Source organism: Stenotrophomonas hibiscicola ATCC 19867 (assembly GCF_000382065.1).
In the GTDB taxonomy this organism is placed as follows: domain Bacteria; phylum Pseudomonadota; class Gammaproteobacteria; order Xanthomonadales; family Xanthomonadaceae; genus Stenotrophomonas; species Stenotrophomonas hibiscicola.
Genome location: NZ_KB907498.1, coordinates 307674 through 323993, shown reverse-complemented (window position 1 = coordinate 323993; position 16320 = coordinate 307674). Strand labels below are relative to the sequence as shown.

Here is a 16320-nt window from a genome sequence, read left to right as displayed (position 1 = left end):
CCGGCGGCTCCCTTAACCTGCGCCGAAGCCGGTACTCCCGCTTCGGCCAAGGTGCTGCAGGATGGCCGGCAGCAGGTCGCGTGCGTCGCGGCCGCCGTTGCACAGGAACGACGAACTCATCCGCTGCAGGTTGTGCATGCCGATGAAGAACAGCCCCGGCTGCGGGGAAACACCGAAGTCGCCAAGCGGATAGCCGTGTGCATCCAGCACGCCCTGCACGTCGAGCCAGGGCCATTCGGCGACGAAGCCGGTGGCCAGTACCACCGCGCGGATCCCCGCAGCCTTCAGGTCCAGCTTGCATGGGGACGGTTCCGGCTCCCAGTGCAGGTAGACCTCTTCGGGAATGTAGCGGGCATCGTCGGTGCGCGGTTCGGGCCGCGTGGCGTAGTACGCGCTGGCCAGCGAATCGAGATAGGCATATTCGGCCCGCGTCGCCTCGATCGCGGTATGCAGCTGCGGGCGGACATCGGCGAAGCGGGCGGTGTTTCCGCTGAATTCCTGCAACCGGCCCAGCAACCTGATGCCTGCGCGGTGCATCGCCAACAGGCTGATCGAACTGCCCAGGCCGGCGCTTCCCTTGCCGGATATCAGCGGGAACTCCGCAGTGCGGGCCTTGCGCAGCGCGTCCGGCCCACCCGCCAGTACTCCCGCCGATTCGCTCACGTGCTGGTGGATGCGCCCGGCCATGTCCCACCAGGTCATCGAGTCCTTGCCGCGCAGCCGGCGGGTGTGCGAATGCCGCTGGGCCAGTGACCAGTACACGCTGCGACCACCGTCGCGCAGGTCCTGGGCGATCTGCGCGCCGGACTGGCCGCCGCCGATGACCAGCACCGCGCCCTCGGGTAGCTGGCCGGGACTTCGGTAGTCGCTGGAGTGCAGCACGGTGAGGCCTGGTGCGGGCGCGAAGGGGGCCCGGGGCAACCGCGCCCGGCGGTATTCACCGGTGGCGACCACCACCGCCTGGGCATGGATCAGCCCCCGGCTGCTGTCGATGTCATAACCACCGGACTCGGGCCCGACCCGATGGACCACGCACCCCTCGCTGATCGGCAATGCGCGCTCGTCGGCATAGTCGCGCAGCCGTCGGATCACTTCCGGGGCCCCCATGAACCCTTCCGGGTCATCCCCGGCATAGGCATGGCCATGAAGGGCCATGGTCGCGTTGGCGGTGTTGGTCTGGAACGAATCCCAGCGCCGCCGCCAGCTGGCACCCACGGTTTCGGCCTCCAGCACGCGATGCTCGACGCCGGCCTCCTGCAGGAGCGCGCTGAGCGACAACCCGGCCTGGCCGGCGCCGATGATGACCAGCGGCAGCCGTGCAGGCAGGCAGCCCGGCAGGCGGGGCGGGAAAGGGGAGGGGCTGTCCGGGGAAATCACAGGGTCGGTCCATGCAAGGCCTAGATCCGGGGCATTGCGCGGGGAATGTCCCGGGCTTTCAATGGATCACGCTCTGAAAAATGTTGCAGATCGGGCTGCCGCCCGTGGTGTCAGGTCGGGACGGCCGCCCGGGCGTCGAAGAGAGCCCGGGCCTTCCGGCGGACAGGCCAGCATGGCGGGGGAAAACCGACACCCCTCGAGGCCCCGAGGCCGCCCACCGGCCGGTTCCACCTGCTGCCGTCATATCCCCTGCGGCCCCCGGCCGGTAGAATGGCGGCCGCTGTCCACCGCCCGCTCCCGGAGCCCCCATGCCCGTTGAAGCCCAGCCGGTAGCCGCCGTCGTCGACACGACCGGTGCGCCCGGCTATCTCTCCATTCGTGATTTGCGCAAGGAATTCGACGGTTTCGTCGCCGTCGACGACGTCAACCTGGACGTGCGCAAGGGCGAGATCTTCGCCCTGCTCGGTGGCTCCGGCAGTGGCAAATCGACCCTGCTGCGCTGCCTCGGCGGCTTCGAGACGCCCACCAAGGGCAGCATCACCCTCGATGGCCAGCGCCTGGACGCGCTGCCGCCGTACCAGCGGCCGGTCAACATGATGTTCCAGTCCTACGCCCTGTTCCCGCACATGACGGTCGAGCAGAACATCGCCTTCGGCCTGAAACAGGATGGCCTGGGCAAGGACGCGATCAGCAAGCGCGTCGGCGAGATGCTCGACCTGGTGCAGATGGGCCACTTGGGCAAGCGCAAGCCGCACCAGCTCTCCGGCGGCCAGCAGCAGCGCGTGGCGCTGGCGCGGTCGCTGGCCAAGGGGCCGAAGCTGCTGCTGCTGGACGAGCCGATGGGCGCGCTGGACAAGAAGCTGCGCTCGCAGATGCAGCTGGAACTGGTCAGCATCATCGAATCTTCGGGGGTGACCTGCGTGATGGTCACCCACGACCAGGAAGAAGCGATGACCATGGCCACCCGCATCGCGGTGATGGATGCCGGCTGGATCCAGCAGGTCGGCAAGCCGGACGAGGTCTACGAACAGCCGGCCAACCGCTTCGTCGCCGAGTTCATCGGTTCGGTCAACCTGTTTGACGGGGTGATCGACGAGGACCTGCCCGAGTACGTCACCGTGCGCTCGCCGCTGTTCCCGGCGCCGATCTACATCGCCCATGGCATCACCGGCTACGAAGGGCAGCCGGTGGCGTTCGCGCTGCGCCCGGAAAAGGTGATGATCGGCAAGGACGAGCCGGAAGGGCACACCAACAAGGCCCAGGGCGTGATCGAGGACATCGCCTACTTCGGCAGCCATTCGGTCTACCACGTGCGCCTGCCCAGCGGTGCCAAAGTGCTGGCCAACTTCGCCAACTCGCAGCGCTGGGCCAGCGATGGCCTGACCTGGGGCGACAGTGTGTGGGTGCACTGGCGCGACAACGACGGCGTGGTGCTGACCTCATGAGCACGGCCGGCCTGAAGCGCTGGCTGCCGGGGCTGCGTGCCACGGTGATCGGCATTCCGTACCTGTGGCTGCTGCTGTTCTTCGCAGTGCCGTTCCTGATCGTGCTGATGATCAGCTTCTCGCTCAGCCGGGTCGGCTCGCCGCCGTACACCTGGCTGCTGCAGTACGTGGATGGCGGCTTCTCGCTGAAGCTGAACCTGGAAAACTACCTGGCGCTGTTCCGCGATTCGATCTATGCGCAGGCCTTCCTGAGCTCGATCAAGATCGCGGCGATCTCCACCTTCCTGACCCTGCTGATCGGCTACCCGATGGCCTATGCCATCGCCCGCCTGTCACCGGCCGCACGCAACGTGGCGATGATGCTGGTGGTGCTGCCGTCGTGGACCTCGTTCCTGATCCGCGTGTACGCGTGGAAGGCGATCCTGGACCGCAACGGCCTGCTCGACCAGTTCCTGCAGTTCACCGGCCTGCAGACGCTGATGACGTCGATGGGCCTGCCGAAACTGCAGCTGATCGACACCCCGACCGCCGCCTACATCGGCATCGTCTACTGCTATCTGCCGTTCATGGTGCTGCCGCTGTACGCCAATCTGGTCAAGCATGACCACCGCCTGCTGGAAGCGGCCTACGACCTCGGTGCCAAGCCGTGGCAGGCGTTCCTGCGCATCACCCTGCCGTTGTCGAAGGCGGGCATCATCGCCGGCTGCATGCTGGTGATGATCCCGGCGGTGGGTGAATTCGTGATCCCGGAAATGCTCGGTGGTTCGGAGACACTGATGGTCGGCCGCCAGCTGTGGAACGAGTTCTTCAACAACCGCAATTGGCCAGGCGCCTCGGCGATGGCGGTGGCGATGATCCTGTTGCTGCTGGTGCCGATCCTGCTTTTCAACCGTTCCCAGCAGCGCCTGCTGGAAGGGAAGCAGGCATGAGTCCGCGCACCGGCAAAGGCCTGGCGCTGGGCGTGCTGCTTCTCGGCTTCGCTTTCCTGTACCTGCCGATCCTGCTGTTGATGTTCTATTCGTTCAACAGCTCGCGGCTGGCGATGGTCTGGGCCGGGTTCTCCACCCGCGCCTACAGCGACCTGTTCGCCGACCGCGCGCTGATGGAGGCGATGTGGACCAGCCTGGTGGTGGCGTTCTGGACTGCGTGTACCGCTACTGTGCTGGGTACGCTGGCGGCGATGGTGATGACCCGTTTCAAGCGCTTCCGCGGCAAGCCACTGTTCGGGGCGCTGGTCACCGCGCCGCTGGTGATGCCGGACGTGATCCTGGGCTTCTCGCTGATGGCGCTGCTGGCATCGATGGGCGCGATTCCCGGCTTCCCGGCGCGTGGCCTGGCCACCATCTGGATCGCGCACGTGACCTTCACCCTCTGCTTCGTCACCGTGGTGGTGTCCTCGCGCCTGCAGGAAATGGACCTGTCGCTGGAAGAAGCGGCGATGGACCTGGGCGCCAGCCGGTTGACCGTGTTCACCCGCATCACCCTGCCGATCATCGCGCCGGCGCTGGTGGCGGGTTGGCTGCTGGCCTTCACCCTGTCGCTGGATGACGTGGTCGTGGCGAGCTTCGTGGCCACGCCGGGCTCGACCACGCTGCCGATGAAGGTGTTCGCCTCGGTGCGCATGGGCATCAGCCCGAAGATCAACGCATTGGCCACGCTGCTGGTGTCGGCGGTGTCGATCGCTGCGGTGATCGGCTGGTACATAAATGCCCGCGCCGAGAAACGGCGCCAGCGCGACCTGCAGCTGGCGCGGCAGGACAACGGCTGAGCACACGGTCCGTCGACAGCGCCGGCAACACCCGGCTCACGGACAGCGACGCACAATGGGGGTCTTCCAGATGGAGATCCCCCATGACCGTCGAGATCATCGACCCGGCCACCGGCCAGGTGACCTACCGCCATGAACTGATGGGCGCTGCCGACATCGAGCAGCGCCTGCAGGCCGCCGCCGATGCCTTCCCCGGCTGGGCCGAGCGTTCACTGCAGGAACGCGGCGCGATCCTGCGCCAGATCGCGGCGCAGCTGCGCACGCGCCGCGACGACCTGCAGCAGGCGATGACCCACGAGATGGGCAAGCTCAAGGCCGAGGCGCTGGCCGAGGTCGACAAGTGCGCGGCGGCCTGCGAGTACTACGCCGACCACGCCGCCGACTATCTCAAGCCGCAGCTGATCGATACCGAAGCCCAGCGCAGCTACGTGCGCTACGAGCCGATCGGCTGCGTGTTCGCGGTGATGCCGTGGAATTTCCCGATCTGGCAGGTGTTCCGTTTCCTCGCCCCGGCGTTCATGGCTGGCAACGTCGCCCTGCTCAAGCACGCCAGCAACGTGCCGCAGTGCGCCGACCTGATCCTGGCGGTGTGCCGTGACGGCGGCCTGCCTGATGGCGTGTTCGACGTGCTGCACATCGACAACGACCAGGCCGCCGACGTGCTGCGCGACGCACGGGTGAAGGCGGTGACGCTGACCGGCAGCGAGCGGGCAGGGCGCTCGATCGCCTCCAATGCCGGCAGCCAGCTGAAGAAGTCGGTGATGGAGCTGGGTGGCAGCGATGCCTTCGTGGTGCTCGACGATGCCGACCTCGACAAGACCGTGGCCGCAGCGGTGAAGTCGCGCTTCGACAACAGCGGCCAGACCTGCATCGCGGCCAAGCGCTTCATCGTGGTCGAGGCGGTGGCCGATGAGTTCACCCGTCGCTTTGTGGAGGCGGCGGGCGAGCGCCAGTACGGCGATCCCGATAAGCCTGGCACCACGCTGGCACCGATGGCTCGCGCCGACCTGCGTGACGAACTGCACAAGCAGGTGCAGGCCAGCGTGGTCAAGGGCGCGCGGGTGCTGATCGGTGGTGAGCCGATAGCCGGCACCCATGCCGGCTATCCGGCCACGGTGCTCGACCATGTCGGCCCGGGCATGCCGGCGTATGACGAGGAGCTGTTCGGGCCGGTGGCCGCGGTGATCCGGGTCAAGGATGAGGCCGAGGCACTGCGCGTGGCCAACGACACCCGCTTCGGCCTGGGCGGCAGTGTGTGGACGCGCGATCCGGTGCGCGGCGAAGCCTTCGCGCAACGCATGGAATGCGGTGCGGCCTTCGTCAATGCCATCGTCAAAAGCGATGCGCGGCTGCCGTTCGGCGGCAGCAAGCAGTCTGGCTTTGGCCGGGAACTGGCCGACCACGGCATCCATGAGTTCATGAACATCAAGACCGTTTACGTGGCTTGATCCCGAGCGGTAGTGCCGGTCGCTGGCCTGCATTGCCCTGATTGCCGGCCAGCGGCCGGCACTACCAGAAGCGGGTCATGCGCCACCACCAACGGTCGGGGCCTACCGGATTGCGGGGTATCGACGCCCCCCGTGCATGGTGGGTATCGACCGTTGGTCGATACGCGCTACAACCACTTCGCGCGCTTGAACAGCCGGTACAGCCCTACGCAGACGCCGCCCACGCCAACGATCATCAGTGGGTAGGCCCACGGTTGGCTCAGCTCCGGCATGTGGCTGAAGTTCATGCCGTACCAGCTGGTGATCAGCGTCGGCGCCGCCAAGAGTGCGGCCCACGCACCCAGCCGCTTGACCGTCTCGCCCTGCGCCAGTGTCACCAGCGAAAGGTTCACGCTCAGCGCGGTGCCCAGCATCTCACGCAGGGTGTCGATCACATCGCTGATGCGCACCGCATGGTCATGCACGTCACGCACGTACAGCTTCACTTCGTCCGGGATCAGTTCGCCCTGGTAGCGGCGCAGCTGCGCAAGCACGTCCTGCAGTGGCGCCACTGCCATGCGCATCTTGTTCAGTTCGCGCTTGAGCTCGTACAGGCGCACCACGGTGCTGCGCTTGTAGTTCTCGGCGAAGATGTCCTTCTCCAGCAGGTCCAGGGTATCGCGGAAGCGGTGCACGATCGGCAGGTAGTTGTCGACCACGAAGTCGGTCACCGCATACAGGCAGTACGACGGGCCCATTTTCAGCAGCTGCGGCTCGCGCTCGACGCGTGCGCGCACTGGCGCGTAGGACAGCGAGGCGCCGTGGCGCACCGTCACCAGGAAGCGCGGGCCGAGGAAGGCATGGGTTTCGCCATACTGGATGCGCTCGTCGACCATCTGCGCGGTGGTCACCACCACGAACAGCGAATTGCCGTAGGTCTCGACCTTGGGCCGCTGGTGTGCGTTGCGCGCGTCTTCGATGGCCAGGTCGTGCAGGCAGAATTCTTCCTGCAGTTTCAGCAGCACATCGTCGTTGGGATCGTACAGGCCGACCCACACGAAGCCATTGCCACTGGCGATGACATCGCTGATGGCGTCCAGACTGATGTCGTGGCGTTTGCCCTCGTCATCGTAGTGGACGCAGTTGATGACGCAGGTAGGGTTGGCCGAAGCCGGGGCGGAAGCGGAGGCGGGCAATGACATGCCCGCCATCGTGCGTCAGGGCCGTGTTTCGGACAAGTGAGGACGGCGCCCCAGCACCCACGCCAGGGCCGCGTGCACCGGCAGCAGCAGCACGATCCACTGCACGTTGTACTGGGCCTGCAGGCTCAGCCAGTGCAGCACCAGTGCGGCCACCGCCTGTACCGCCAGCAGCCACAACATGATGCTGAACATGCGTCCCGGCAGGCGCCGGCGCAGCAGCGCGATCGCACCGGGCAGCAGCAGCACGGCCAGCGGCGAAAGCAGCAGCAGGTTGCGGTTTGCCCACGCGGCGTAGTGGATGCTGAAGCCCCACAGGAACACCAGCACGCCACCCAACAGAGCGCACAGCAGCCAGAACGGCAGTGCCAGCCCGGCCAGCAGGCGCGGGCGGTTGCGCAGCGCCAGCACGCCAGCGGCGATCACCAGGCCGCACAGCAGCCACGGCCACCAGCGGCGTGCGAACTCCTTCGGCTCCGGATCGATGCGGTGCGGCAACAGTTCCTGTTCGGCCTGCACCAGCGGCCGGCCATCGCTGTTGCGTGCCTGGCGCAGGGCATCGGCCAGGCGCATCGGGACGAACGCTTCCTGCCAGCGCGACAGCGGCTGGTCGGCGAACGGCCCCAGGCCCACATCGAAGCCCAGCCACATCCAGGGTGCCGGCGAGGCCAGACGGACCGATTCACTGCGATAGGTGTTGCCACGCGAGCGCCCCGACAGCTGCGACTGCAGGCCACCACCCAACGCCTTGTCGAGGGTGTCGCGCACCATCGTGGCGCAATTGGCGGTGTAATAGTCGTAGTGGTAGCGCGCGTTTTCCGGCTTGGCCCGCTCGGCCAGGTCAGCGGCCAGCGCACGCGCCTGGTCCGGGCGCAGGTCCAGCCATTGCACGCTGGCACCGCGGCCGGTCTCGTCGTAGTACGACAGGTCCTGCTGCAGCGGCAGCGCCACCAGGTAATACATCATGTCGCCACGTGCGAAGCGGCTGATGAAATCGTCCTCGGAGGGGTCGAAGTAGCCGAAGTTGTACGAGGTTGCGTCGCCGCTGAGCGGATCGACCACCACGATGGCGTCATGGCCGAAGCGTTCGAAGAACACCGTGCCCGGCTGCATGGTCACCACGCCGATGCGCGGAGCAGGGGCTTCAGCGCTGGCCGCGGGCACGGCAGGTGTGGCCGGCGCCGGCTGCGCGAAGGCGGCCAGCGGCAGGGCCATGGCCAACACGTAGAGTGTCAGCCACACCATGAGGATCAGGCCGCGGCGCTTCAAGCGTCGTCCTGTGCGTCCGGCGGCAGCACGGTCACGTGGAAGGCCTGTACCCGGCGCGCATCGGCGCGGGCCACGCGGAACATGAAGCGGTCCAGTGCCAGCTCATCGCCGACTTCCGGCAGATGGCCCACGGCCTCGGTGACCAGGCCACCGATCGTGTCGTAATCCTCGTCGGAGAACATTGCGCCGAAACGCTCGTTGAAGTCGCCGATCGGGGTCAGCGCGTCGACCACGTACTGTCCGTCGGACTGGATGGCGATCTGCGCCGACGGGTCCTCGGCCTCGTCATGCTCGTCGTCGATCTCGCCGACGATCTGTTCCAGCACGTCCTCGATGGTGACCAGGCCGGCGACACCGCCGTACTCGTCGACCACGATGGCCATGTGGTTGCGCGACAGGCGGAACTCCTTCAGCAGCACGTTGAGCTTCTTCGCCTCCGGAATCAGCACTGCCGGGCGCAGCAGCTCGCGTACGTTGGCCGGGCCGTTGTCGGCGACCACGCCGCGCAGCAGGTCCTTGGCCAGCAGGATGCCAAGGATGTCGTCCTTGTTCTCGCCGTGTACCGGGAAGCGTGAATGGCCGGATTCGACCACCTGCTTCATCAGTTCCAGGAAGGGCGCTTCAACCGGCAGCGAGACCATCTGCGAGCGCGAGATCATCACGTCGCCCACGGTCAGCTCGGCCACCGAAATGGCGCCTTCCATCATCTTCAGGGTATCGGCGGCGATCAGGCCTTCTTCCTGCGCGGTGTGCAGGACAGCGACCAGCTCGTCGCGGGTATGGGGTTCGCCGGAGAAGGCGGAGGTCAGGCGTTCAAGCCAGCCGCGCTTCTTTTCACTGTGCTCCGCAGGGGAGCTACTACTGTCGTCTTCTGACATCTCTGGAAAAAAGGCACCCGGCAGGCCGGGCGTTGACCCAAGTCTAGCAGGATGTGACGGCCTGTCAGTGACTGCCGGTGGCCGGGGCTGGGGCGGCCGCGGCCGGCTCCTCCTCGGGCAGGTCCAGGCTGTAGGTGCAGCCGGCCAGGGTCTTGCCCGGGTGGGAGGCCACGGTGGAGACGCTGAGGATGATCGACTCGATCTGGGCCTCGCCGGTCTTCGGGTCGGTCACGTCGCGGCTGACCAGCTCGCGGCCGGCCATGAACTTGCCGTCCTGGTCGTAGCCGGTCTCCAATTCCAGCCGTTTGGCCAGCGGGCGTGGGTCGGCCTGGTCGAGGACGGCCATGACGCTGGCGTCGGCCACCGCCACCCGATCGGTCTGTTGGCCGAAGACGGTGATCGGGCTGGCCAGCCGGAACTCGCTCATGAACTGGTTGCCCTGCGGCAGCGGCTGCAGGCCCTGGGCCACGGCCTTCAGCGGATCGGCCAGCAGCGGCGCCAGCGCGGCCTGCTCGGCCACGCCCTGGCGGCATTCGATCAGGGCCGGCAGGTCGACGCTGGAAGCGAAGGCGGATGGGACCGCAAGGGCACACAGCAGGGGCAGGCAGCAGCGCAGTGACACGGGCGGTTTCCGCAGGCGAAGGGCACCCATCATAGCTCCGGTGAGCGCCTGAACAGCCCGCTGAGAAGGCGCAGGAAACCGGTCATCGCCCGCCGCACGACCATCAGTGAGAGGGTAAGCACGACCGCGAGCGTGGTGATCTGCATCGATTGCCCCGCGATGCGCACCACCGCCGGCCACAGGCCCGGGCTGGTCAGCCAGGGCAACATTTCCGATGCGGCTGTCCTGGCCACTTTCACGTAGATCACGGCCAGCACGAACAGCACCAGCAACGAGGTGCGGCTGGCATGGAAGAACGGAAGCGCGTTGACCGGCCTGCCAAGCCGCTGCTGCAGCAGCGTTCGCCACAGCACCGGCAGGGTCAAGGCACCGACCAGTATCAGCACCATCGACGTTTCCCACAGCCCGGGCAGGTGGACGGGTTCTGCTCTACCCGTGAGGTGGGGGCCGATCATGCCGGTCGCCAGCCCGGCCAGCAGGCACAAGGGCGAGAGCAGGGCCAGGCTGCGCAGCAGCCAGTGCCTGCCGCTGGGGTCGCCGGCGCTGATGCGGCGCACGGTGTACGCGCCCAGCACCAGCAGGCCTGCGAACAGGCCCGCACTCATTGCAATCGCCGTGAAGCTGTTTCCCGAGGTCATCCTTGGTTTCCTTGTGCCGCCATGCCAGGCGGCAAACAATTGCGCAGCGCGCGGACCGGCACCTGCAGCCCGGCTGGGTCAGGGCGATCGGCGCTGCGATGCCGCTGGGTACCAGCGCAGCCTGACCGGGTAGCCCAGCAGCGCCTGCAGGTGGTCGCGCACGGTCGCCGCCGTTGCGCGCGCGCCAGCGGTATCCCGGAGTTCCAGCTCCAGTTCACCGGTCATGACGTCCAGGCCATAGCCGGTCAGACCGGGCAGCTGCGGGATGAACCAGCCCTGCTGCGCCTGAAGACGGCGCTGCATCTCCGCTTCGGTCATTGAAGCGCCGATGATATAGCGCACGCGTTGCGGGCCGTCCGCCCCTGGATGGGTCTCATCCGCCTCGGAGGCTGGGCCAGTCAATCGCACGACGACGGTCCAACCCGTCGCATTGTCCACCCACATGCCGGCCAGGCGTGCCGCGTGGCGCGCCCTCAAGCGTTCCATCAATGCGTGCTGCTGCGCCTCGGCGACCGCCTGGCGGGCCGTCTGTTGGCTGACGTCAAAGAAGGCCTGCACCTCGGCGACTTTGGCGGCAATGTCGGCCGCGCTGTCGCTGGCCGGGAACGGCGACGGTCGTTCCCGGTCGGGGTCGATGCCCGGGGCAGTGGTTACCTGCAGAAGAGCGGCGATGAGTGCGGGCAACAGCGCGATGGGGTTGTCCTCCGTGATGAACCCGGTGTGCGTGGTCGTCAGCGCTCGCCGGCGTAGGGATCGGCGATGCCGAGCTCGGCCAGGATGTCGCGCTCCAGCTGTTCCATCGCCTCGGCTTCCTTGTCGTCCTCGTGGTCCCAGCCAAGCAGGTGCAGCACGCCGTGCACGGTCAGGTGCGCGTAATGGGCGTTGAGCGCCTTGCCCTGTTCGTCGGCTTCGCGGGCCACCACCGGTGCGCAGATCACCAGGTCGCCGAGCAGTGGAAACTTGACGCCCTTGGGCAGGCCTTCGGGCACTTCGGCCGGGAAGCTGAGCACGTTGGTGGCGTAGTCCTTGCCACGGTAATGGCGGTTCAGCGACTGGCCTTCCTTGGCATCGACCACGCGGATGGCCAGATCGGCCTCGCGGATGCGGCCCTTCAACGCAGCGGCCACCCACTTGCGAAAGCTCACGGCCGCCGGCAGGCCGGCACGCGGCAGGGCATAACTGACGGCGACGTCCAGTCGCACGGGACCACGGGTCATGGCGTCGCTCCAGGCTGGATCTGATGCAGGTCGCGGCGGTCGTAGGCGCTGACGATGCGCGCGACCAGCGGGTGGCGGACCACGTCGCGGGATTCGAAGAAGGTGAAGCTGACGCCCTCGACTTCACGCAGCACATCGATGGCGTCGCGCAGACCGGATTTCACGTGCTTGGGCAGGTCGGTCTGGGTCAGGTCGCCGGTGACCACCGCGGTGGAGCCGTAGCCCAGGCGGGTCAGGAACATCTTCATCTGTTCGATGGTGGTGTTCTGTGCTTCGTCCAGGATCACGAATGCATCGTTGAGCGTGCGGCCGCGCATGTAGGCCAGCGGCGCGATCTCGATGACGTTCTTCTCCAGCAGCTTGACCACCTTCTCCACGCCCATCATCTCGTACAGGGCGTCGTACAACGGTCGCAGGTAGGGATCGACCTTCTGGCTCAGGTCGCCTGGAAGGAAGCCCAGCTTCTCGCCGGCTTCCACCGCCGGGCGCACCAGGATCAGGCGCTGCACCCGCGATTCGTTCAGTGCTTCGACCGCGCTGGCCACGGCCAGGAAGGTCTTGCCGGTACCGGCCGGGCCGATGCCGAAGTTGATGTCGTGGGTGGCGATCTGGTGCAGGTAGCGGGACTGATTGGCGCCACGGCCACGTACCGTACCGCGCTTGACCTTGATCGCGACCTCCTGCGCTTCGTAGGAGCGTTCGGCGATCTGCTCGACATTGGCCTGCGCCAGGCGCAGATGGATGGCGTGGTTGTCGAAGACGGTCTCGCCGGCTTCGGCGTACAGCGCTTCAACCAGCTTCTGCGCCTCCACGATGGCTTCATTGGGCCCGCTGATGCGGAACACGAAGCCACGGTTTGCGATCTCCACGCCGAGCTTCAGCTCGATCTGGCGCAGGTGCCCGTCGAAGGGGCCGCACAGGTTGGCCAATCGCTCGTTGTCTTCCGGCGACAGGGTGAAGTCTCGATGATCGATGCTTTTCATTGCTTGGGGTGGGGCGGGTTCGCCGTCCACCGCGATGGACTTGGGATGACAAGGTTACGCGCGTACCGGGCATGCGGCCAGCAGCGGGCCGATACGCGGTTTTCCACACCCGGTGTGGAGGGGGGGCGCGAAAACCTGTGGATAGGCCTTCGCAGTGCTTGTGCCACAAGGCGTATGAGGCGGTGGTGAAAAAACCGTCACAGCCGGCCGGCTCCTGTGACGGCAGCGCATCTTCCGCTGCCAGGCACCCAGTACGGCCGCCCCCGTTCGGTTCTCCACACCAGCTGTGGAATGATGCTGAATCAAGCTGTGGATAGGTGGAGAGGAGCCTTGCAGCAAAAGGCTCGCCCGTACGTGGCGAAAAAACCGTCAGGGCTGATCGGAATCATTGAGGGTGCACGGGGCAGCTGGCACCGTGTCGCCGTCGCAGGAGGGGATGGTATGGGCATCGGCAACGGGATGCGTGGACTCGGGCTGGCGGCCATCGGCCTGCTGGCAGGCTGTGGGCAGTCAACGCCAACGGCGCTGGGCACACTGGAGTGGGACCGGATCACGGTGCCGGCGCCGGCGGCCGAGGTGATCGCCACGTTGGAGGTGCGCGAGGGCCAGCGGGTCAAGGCCGGGGCCGTGCTGATGCAGCTCGACCCCGCCCGCGGCGACGCGCAGTTCGCGGTGGCGCAGGCCGACACGGCGCGCGCGCAGGCCCAGCTGGAAGAGCTGAAGCTCGGCCCGCGGCAGGAACAGATCGCACAGGCCCAGGCACAACTGGCCGCGTTGCGCGCGCAGTCTGCTGAAGCCACTGCCTACTATCGGCGCGTGCAACCATTGGCACGCCAGCGCCTGATCGCCGCCGCCGAGCTGGACCGTGCACGGGCGGCCGCCGGCAATGCCGCGGCCAGCGTGCGTGCCGCCGAGCAGGCCTGGCTGGAACGGGTGCACGGCAGTCGCGCGCAGGACATCGCCCAGGGCCAGGCGGCCGCCGACGCCGCACAGGCGCAGCAGGTGGTGCAGGGCGTCAACCTGCAGAAGCTGCAGCTGCGCGCACCGCGCGATGGCGTGATCGATGCCTTGCCGTACCGGCAGGGTGACCAGGCACCGATCGGGGCGCCACTGGCGGTGATGCTGGTTGGCGAGCGCCCCTATGCGCGCGTCTACCTGCCGCAGCCGCTGCGCCTGCAGGTCAAGGTCGGTCAGCCGGCGCAGATACAGCTGGAGGGAGGGCGCACCGTACTGAAGGGCCATGTGCGCGCGATCCGCAGCGAGCCTTCATTCACCCCGTACTACGCACTGACCGGCGATGACGTCGAGCGCCTGAGCTACCTCGCCGAGATCGAAGTGGATGAAGCCAGCGACATGCAGACGCTTCCGGCCGGGCTGCCGGTGCAGGTGCGCTTCTGAACACCGGTGCGGACATCGCAGTGCATGCGCAGGGCCTGACCCGCCGCTTCGGCGATCTGCTGGCCGTGGACAAGGTCGACCTGACCGTGCCCCGTGGCCAGGTCTATGGTTTCCTGGGCCCGAACGGGTCGGGCAAGTCGACCACCATCCGCATGCTGTGCGGCCTGCTGGAACCCAGTGCGGGGCAGATCGAGGTGCTGGGCCTGGCGGTTCCCGAGCAGGCCGAAGCACTGCGCCGGCGCATCGGCTACATGACCCAGCGCTTCTCGCTGTACGAAGACCTATCGGTACGCGAGAACCTGGAATTCCTCGCCGCCATCCAGGGCCTGCCGCGCAACCAGGCCCGGCAACGGGTCGATGCGCTGCTGCAGCAGTACCGGTTGCAGGACCGGCAGCCGCAGCTGGCCGGTACGCTCAGCGGCGGGCAGAAGCAGCGCCTGGCCCTGGCCGGCGCCGTGGTGCATTCGCCCGAACTGCTGTTCCTGGACGAGCCGACCAGCGCGGTCGACCCGGAGTCACGCCGCGACTTCTGGGAGGCCCTGTTTGAACTTGCCGACGCCGGTACCACCGTGCTGGTCTCGACCCACTACATGGACGAAGCCGAGCGCTGCCACCGGCTGGCTATTCTTGATCGTGGCGCGCTGGTCGCCGATGGCACGCCGGCCGAACTGTGTGCGCAGCTGGACGGCCGCACGCTGCAGGTCACGTCATCGCAGCCACGCCAGGCCAGCCGCGTGCTGGCCGAGCTGCCCGGCGTACTGAGCGTGGCGCAGATCGGCACCCATCTGCGCGTGCTGTGCAATGAGGGCGTAGCGGATGTCGCAGTGCTGCGGCGCGCGTTGGCCAGCGCCGACCCGCAAGCGCATATCGAAACCGTAGCGCCGAACCTGGAAGACGTGTTCGTCGCCGCCACCCGCGGCCGTAGCCGGGAGCCGGCGGCATGAACCTGCGCCGGCTGTGGGCGATCGTGCTCAAGGAGCTGCGGCAGCTGCGCCGCGACCGCATCACGCTGGCGATGATCGTCGGCATTCCGGTGATGCAGCTGCTGCTGTTCGGGTATGCGATCAACCTCAACCTGCGCCACCTCGATGCGGGTATCGCCGACCAGGCCAACAGCGCCGCCTCTCGCGCGCTGGTGCAGGACGTGGTCGCTACCGGCGTGATCACGCCGCGCAGCGAGGCCTACACGCCGGACCAGCTGATGCAGGCACTGCGCCGCGGCGAGATCAGCGTCGGCATCGTGGTGCCGGCCGACTTCGAGCGTCGCCGCTTCGATGGACGCGAAGCGGTACAGGTGCTGGTCGATGGCAGCGACACCGTGGTGCAGAGTGCGGCGATCCAGCTGGCGCAGGTGCCACTGGATACGCGCCCGACCAGCAATACGCGGCCGCTACGCGAAGGCAGCATTGCCAGTGGCCAGGTCAGCGTGACCAGTTTCTACAACCCGCAACGGCGTTCGGCGGTGAACATCGTGCCCGGCCTTATCGGGGTGATCCTGACCATGACCCTGGTGATGTTCACGGCGGTGGCGGTGGTGCGCGAGCGCGAGCGCGGCAACATGGAACTGCTGATCGCCACGCCGGTATCGCGCAGCGAACTGATGGTCGGCAAGGTGCTGCCCTATGCAGCGATCGGCATGCTGCAGACCACCCTGGTGCTGGCGCTGGGTACCTGGCTGTTCCAGGTGCCGATCCGCGGCAGCCTGCTGGACATCTACCTAGCCGCGGTCCTGCTGGTGCTGGCCAACCTCGCACTGGGCCTGCTGATTTCCACGCGCGCGCGCTCGCAGTTCCAGGCGATGCAGATGACGTTGTTCCTGTTCCTGCCGTCGATCCTGCTGTCGGGCTTCATGTTCCCGTTCGCCGGCATGCCGCGGCCGGTGCAGTGGCTGGCCGAGGTGCTGCCGCTGACCCACTTCCTGCGCCTGGTGCGCGGCATCATGCTGCGCGGCGCCTCGTTGTTGGAGCTGTGGCACGACGCGCTGGCGCTGCTGGCCTTCATCGTGGTGATGATGACGCTGGCGATCCTGCGTTTCCGCAAGCGCCTGGATTGAGGCCTGTCATTCGGTAGTGCCGGCCGCTGGCCGGCATCATTTCCGG

General features: G+C 67.2%; 16 protein-coding genes. 7 read left to right on the top strand and 9 right to left on the bottom strand.

Features of this window, described 5'->3' with window-relative positions; all coding sequences use genetic code 11:
* Window positions 1–12 precede the first annotated feature (12 nt).
* Window positions 13–1377, bottom strand: coding sequence for a flavin-containing monooxygenase (locus G370_RS0101730; protein WP_019659049.1), 1365 nt, complete (start codon window positions 1375–1377; stop codon window positions 13–15).
* 308 nt (window positions 1378–1685) lie between these two features.
* Here G370_RS0101730 and G370_RS0101725 point away from each other — a divergent pair, with 308 nt between their 5' ends.
* The 4 genes from G370_RS0101725 to G370_RS0101710 all read left to right on the top strand — a co-directional run bounded on the left by G370_RS0101725 (window position 1686) and on the right by G370_RS0101710 (window position 6038).
* Window positions 1686–2822 (top strand): ABC transporter ATP-binding protein, encoded by a 1137-nt coding sequence (locus tag G370_RS0101725; RefSeq protein WP_010486163.1) that lies wholly within the window; start codon window positions 1686–1688, stop codon window positions 2820–2822.
* Entirely contained in the window at window positions 2819–3751 is a 933-nt protein-coding gene (locus G370_RS0101720) for an ABC transporter permease subunit (protein WP_019659048.1), read from the top strand. Before G370_RS0101725 ends, G370_RS0101720 begins: the two co-directional genes overlap by 4 nt.
* Entirely contained in the window at window positions 3748–4590 is an 843-nt protein-coding gene (locus G370_RS0101715; protein ID WP_019659047.1) for an ABC transporter permease subunit, read from the top strand. Before G370_RS0101720 ends, G370_RS0101715 begins: the two co-directional genes overlap by 4 nt.
* A gap of 83 nt (window positions 4591–4673) precedes the next feature.
* Complete coding sequence (locus G370_RS0101710; protein WP_019659046.1) at window positions 4674–6038, top strand: NAD-dependent succinate-semialdehyde dehydrogenase; 1365 nt, start codon at window positions 4674–4676, stop codon at window positions 6036–6038.
* Window positions 6039–6205: 167 nt separating this feature from the next.
* Here G370_RS0101710 and G370_RS0101705 read toward each other — a convergent pair whose 3' ends face one another.
* From G370_RS0101705 to G370_RS0101670, 8 genes are all read right to left on the bottom strand, one after another.
* A complete protein-coding gene (locus tag G370_RS0101705; RefSeq protein WP_019659045.1) occupies window positions 6206–7228 on the bottom strand; it encodes a magnesium and cobalt transport protein CorA in 1023 nt (340 codons plus the stop codon).
* 6 nt (window positions 7229–7234) lie between these two features.
* Window positions 7235–8485 (bottom strand): lipoprotein N-acyltransferase Lnb domain-containing protein, encoded by a 1251-nt coding sequence (locus G370_RS0101700; RefSeq protein WP_019659044.1) that lies wholly within the window; start codon window positions 8483–8485, stop codon window positions 7235–7237.
* The gene (locus tag G370_RS0101695; protein ID WP_019659043.1) at window positions 8482–9363 is read right to left on the bottom strand and encodes a CorC family transporter; all 882 of its coding nucleotides are present in this window, start codon (window positions 9361–9363) and stop codon (window positions 8482–8484) included. The genes G370_RS0101700 and G370_RS0101695 overlap by 4 nt, the downstream gene beginning before the upstream one ends.
* A 64-nt stretch (window positions 9364–9427) precedes the next feature.
* Window positions 9428–10015 (bottom strand): hypothetical protein, encoded by a 588-nt coding sequence (locus G370_RS0101690; RefSeq protein WP_019659042.1) that lies wholly within the window; start codon window positions 10013–10015, stop codon window positions 9428–9430.
* Entirely contained in the window at window positions 10015–10623 is a 609-nt protein-coding gene (locus tag G370_RS0101685) for a hypothetical protein (protein ID WP_019659041.1), read from the bottom strand. Before G370_RS0101685 ends, G370_RS0101690 begins: the two co-directional genes overlap by 1 nt.
* A 78-nt stretch (window positions 10624–10701) precedes the next feature.
* Window positions 10702–11307, bottom strand: a complete 606-nt coding sequence (locus G370_RS0101680) for a hypothetical protein (protein ID WP_019659040.1) — start codon at window positions 11305–11307, stop codon at window positions 10702–10704.
* 47 nt (window positions 11308–11354) lie between these two features.
* Window positions 11355–11840 carry an rRNA maturation RNase YbeY gene (ybeY, locus tag G370_RS0101675; RefSeq protein ID WP_019659039.1) on the bottom strand — a complete coding sequence of 162 codons (486 nt, stop codon included), beginning with the start codon at window positions 11838–11840 and terminating at the stop codon, window positions 11355–11357.
* Complete coding sequence (locus tag G370_RS0101670; protein ID WP_019659038.1) at window positions 11837–12823, bottom strand: PhoH family protein; 987 nt, start codon at window positions 12821–12823, stop codon at window positions 11837–11839. Before G370_RS0101670 ends, ybeY begins: the two co-directional genes overlap by 4 nt.
* A gap of 441 nt (window positions 12824–13264) precedes the next feature.
* Here G370_RS0101670 and G370_RS0101665 point away from each other — a divergent pair, with 441 nt between their 5' ends.
* Genes G370_RS0101665 through G370_RS0101655 form a run of 3 tightly spaced genes read left to right on the top strand, consistent with a single transcriptional unit; the run spans window position 13265 to window position 16274 of the window.
* Window positions 13265–14221, top strand: coding sequence for an HlyD family secretion protein (locus G370_RS0101665; RefSeq protein ID WP_019659037.1), 957 nt, complete (start codon window positions 13265–13267; stop codon window positions 14219–14221).
* A gap of 20 nt (window positions 14222–14241) precedes the next feature.
* On the top strand, window positions 14242–15165 hold the full coding sequence (locus G370_RS0101660; protein WP_019659036.1) for an ABC transporter ATP-binding protein: 924 nt from the start codon (window positions 14242–14244) through the stop codon (window positions 15163–15165).
* Window positions 15162–16274 carry an ABC transporter permease gene (locus G370_RS0101655; RefSeq protein ID WP_019659035.1) on the top strand — a complete coding sequence of 371 codons (1113 nt, stop codon included), beginning with the start codon at window positions 15162–15164 and terminating at the stop codon, window positions 16272–16274. The genes G370_RS0101660 and G370_RS0101655 overlap by 4 nt, the downstream gene beginning before the upstream one ends.
* Window positions 16275–16320 lie beyond the last annotated feature (46 nt).

Coding starts and splice junctions, on each gene's coding strand:
- G370_RS0101725 (WP_010486163.1), top strand. CDS start 1,686: ATGCCCGTTGAAGCCCAGCCGGTAGCCGCCGTCGTCGACACGACCGGT.
- G370_RS0101720 (WP_019659048.1), top strand. CDS start 2,819: ATGAGCACGGCCGGCCTGAAGCGCTGGCTGCCGGGGCTGCGTGCCACG.
- G370_RS0101715 (WP_019659047.1), top strand. CDS start 3,748: ATGAGTCCGCGCACCGGCAAAGGCCTGGCGCTGGGCGTGCTGCTTCTC.
- G370_RS0101710 (WP_019659046.1), top strand. CDS start 4,674: ATGACCGTCGAGATCATCGACCCGGCCACCGGCCAGGTGACCTACCGC.
- G370_RS0101705 (WP_019659045.1), bottom strand. CDS start 7,228: ATGGCGGGCATGTCATTGCCCGCCTCCGCTTCCGCCCCGGCTTCGGCC.
- G370_RS0101695 (WP_019659043.1), bottom strand. CDS start 9,363: ATGTCAGAAGACGACAGTAGTAGCTCCCCTGCGGAGCACAGTGAAAAG.
- G370_RS0101690 (WP_019659042.1), bottom strand. CDS start 10,015: ATGGGTGCCCTTCGCCTGCGGAAACCGCCCGTGTCACTGCGCTGCTGC.
- G370_RS0101685 (WP_019659041.1), bottom strand. CDS start 10,623: ATGACCTCGGGAAACAGCTTCACGGCGATTGCAATGAGTGCGGGCCTG.
- ybeY (WP_019659039.1), bottom strand. CDS start 11,840: ATGACCCGTGGTCCCGTGCGACTGGACGTCGCCGTCAGTTATGCCCTG.
- G370_RS0101670 (WP_019659038.1), bottom strand. CDS start 12,823: ATGAAAAGCATCGATCATCGAGACTTCACCCTGTCGCCGGAAGACAAC.
- G370_RS0101665 (WP_019659037.1), top strand. CDS start 13,265: ATGGGCATCGGCAACGGGATGCGTGGACTCGGGCTGGCGGCCATCGGC.
- G370_RS0101655 (WP_019659035.1), top strand. CDS start 15,162: ATGAACCTGCGCCGGCTGTGGGCGATCGTGCTCAAGGAGCTGCGGCAG.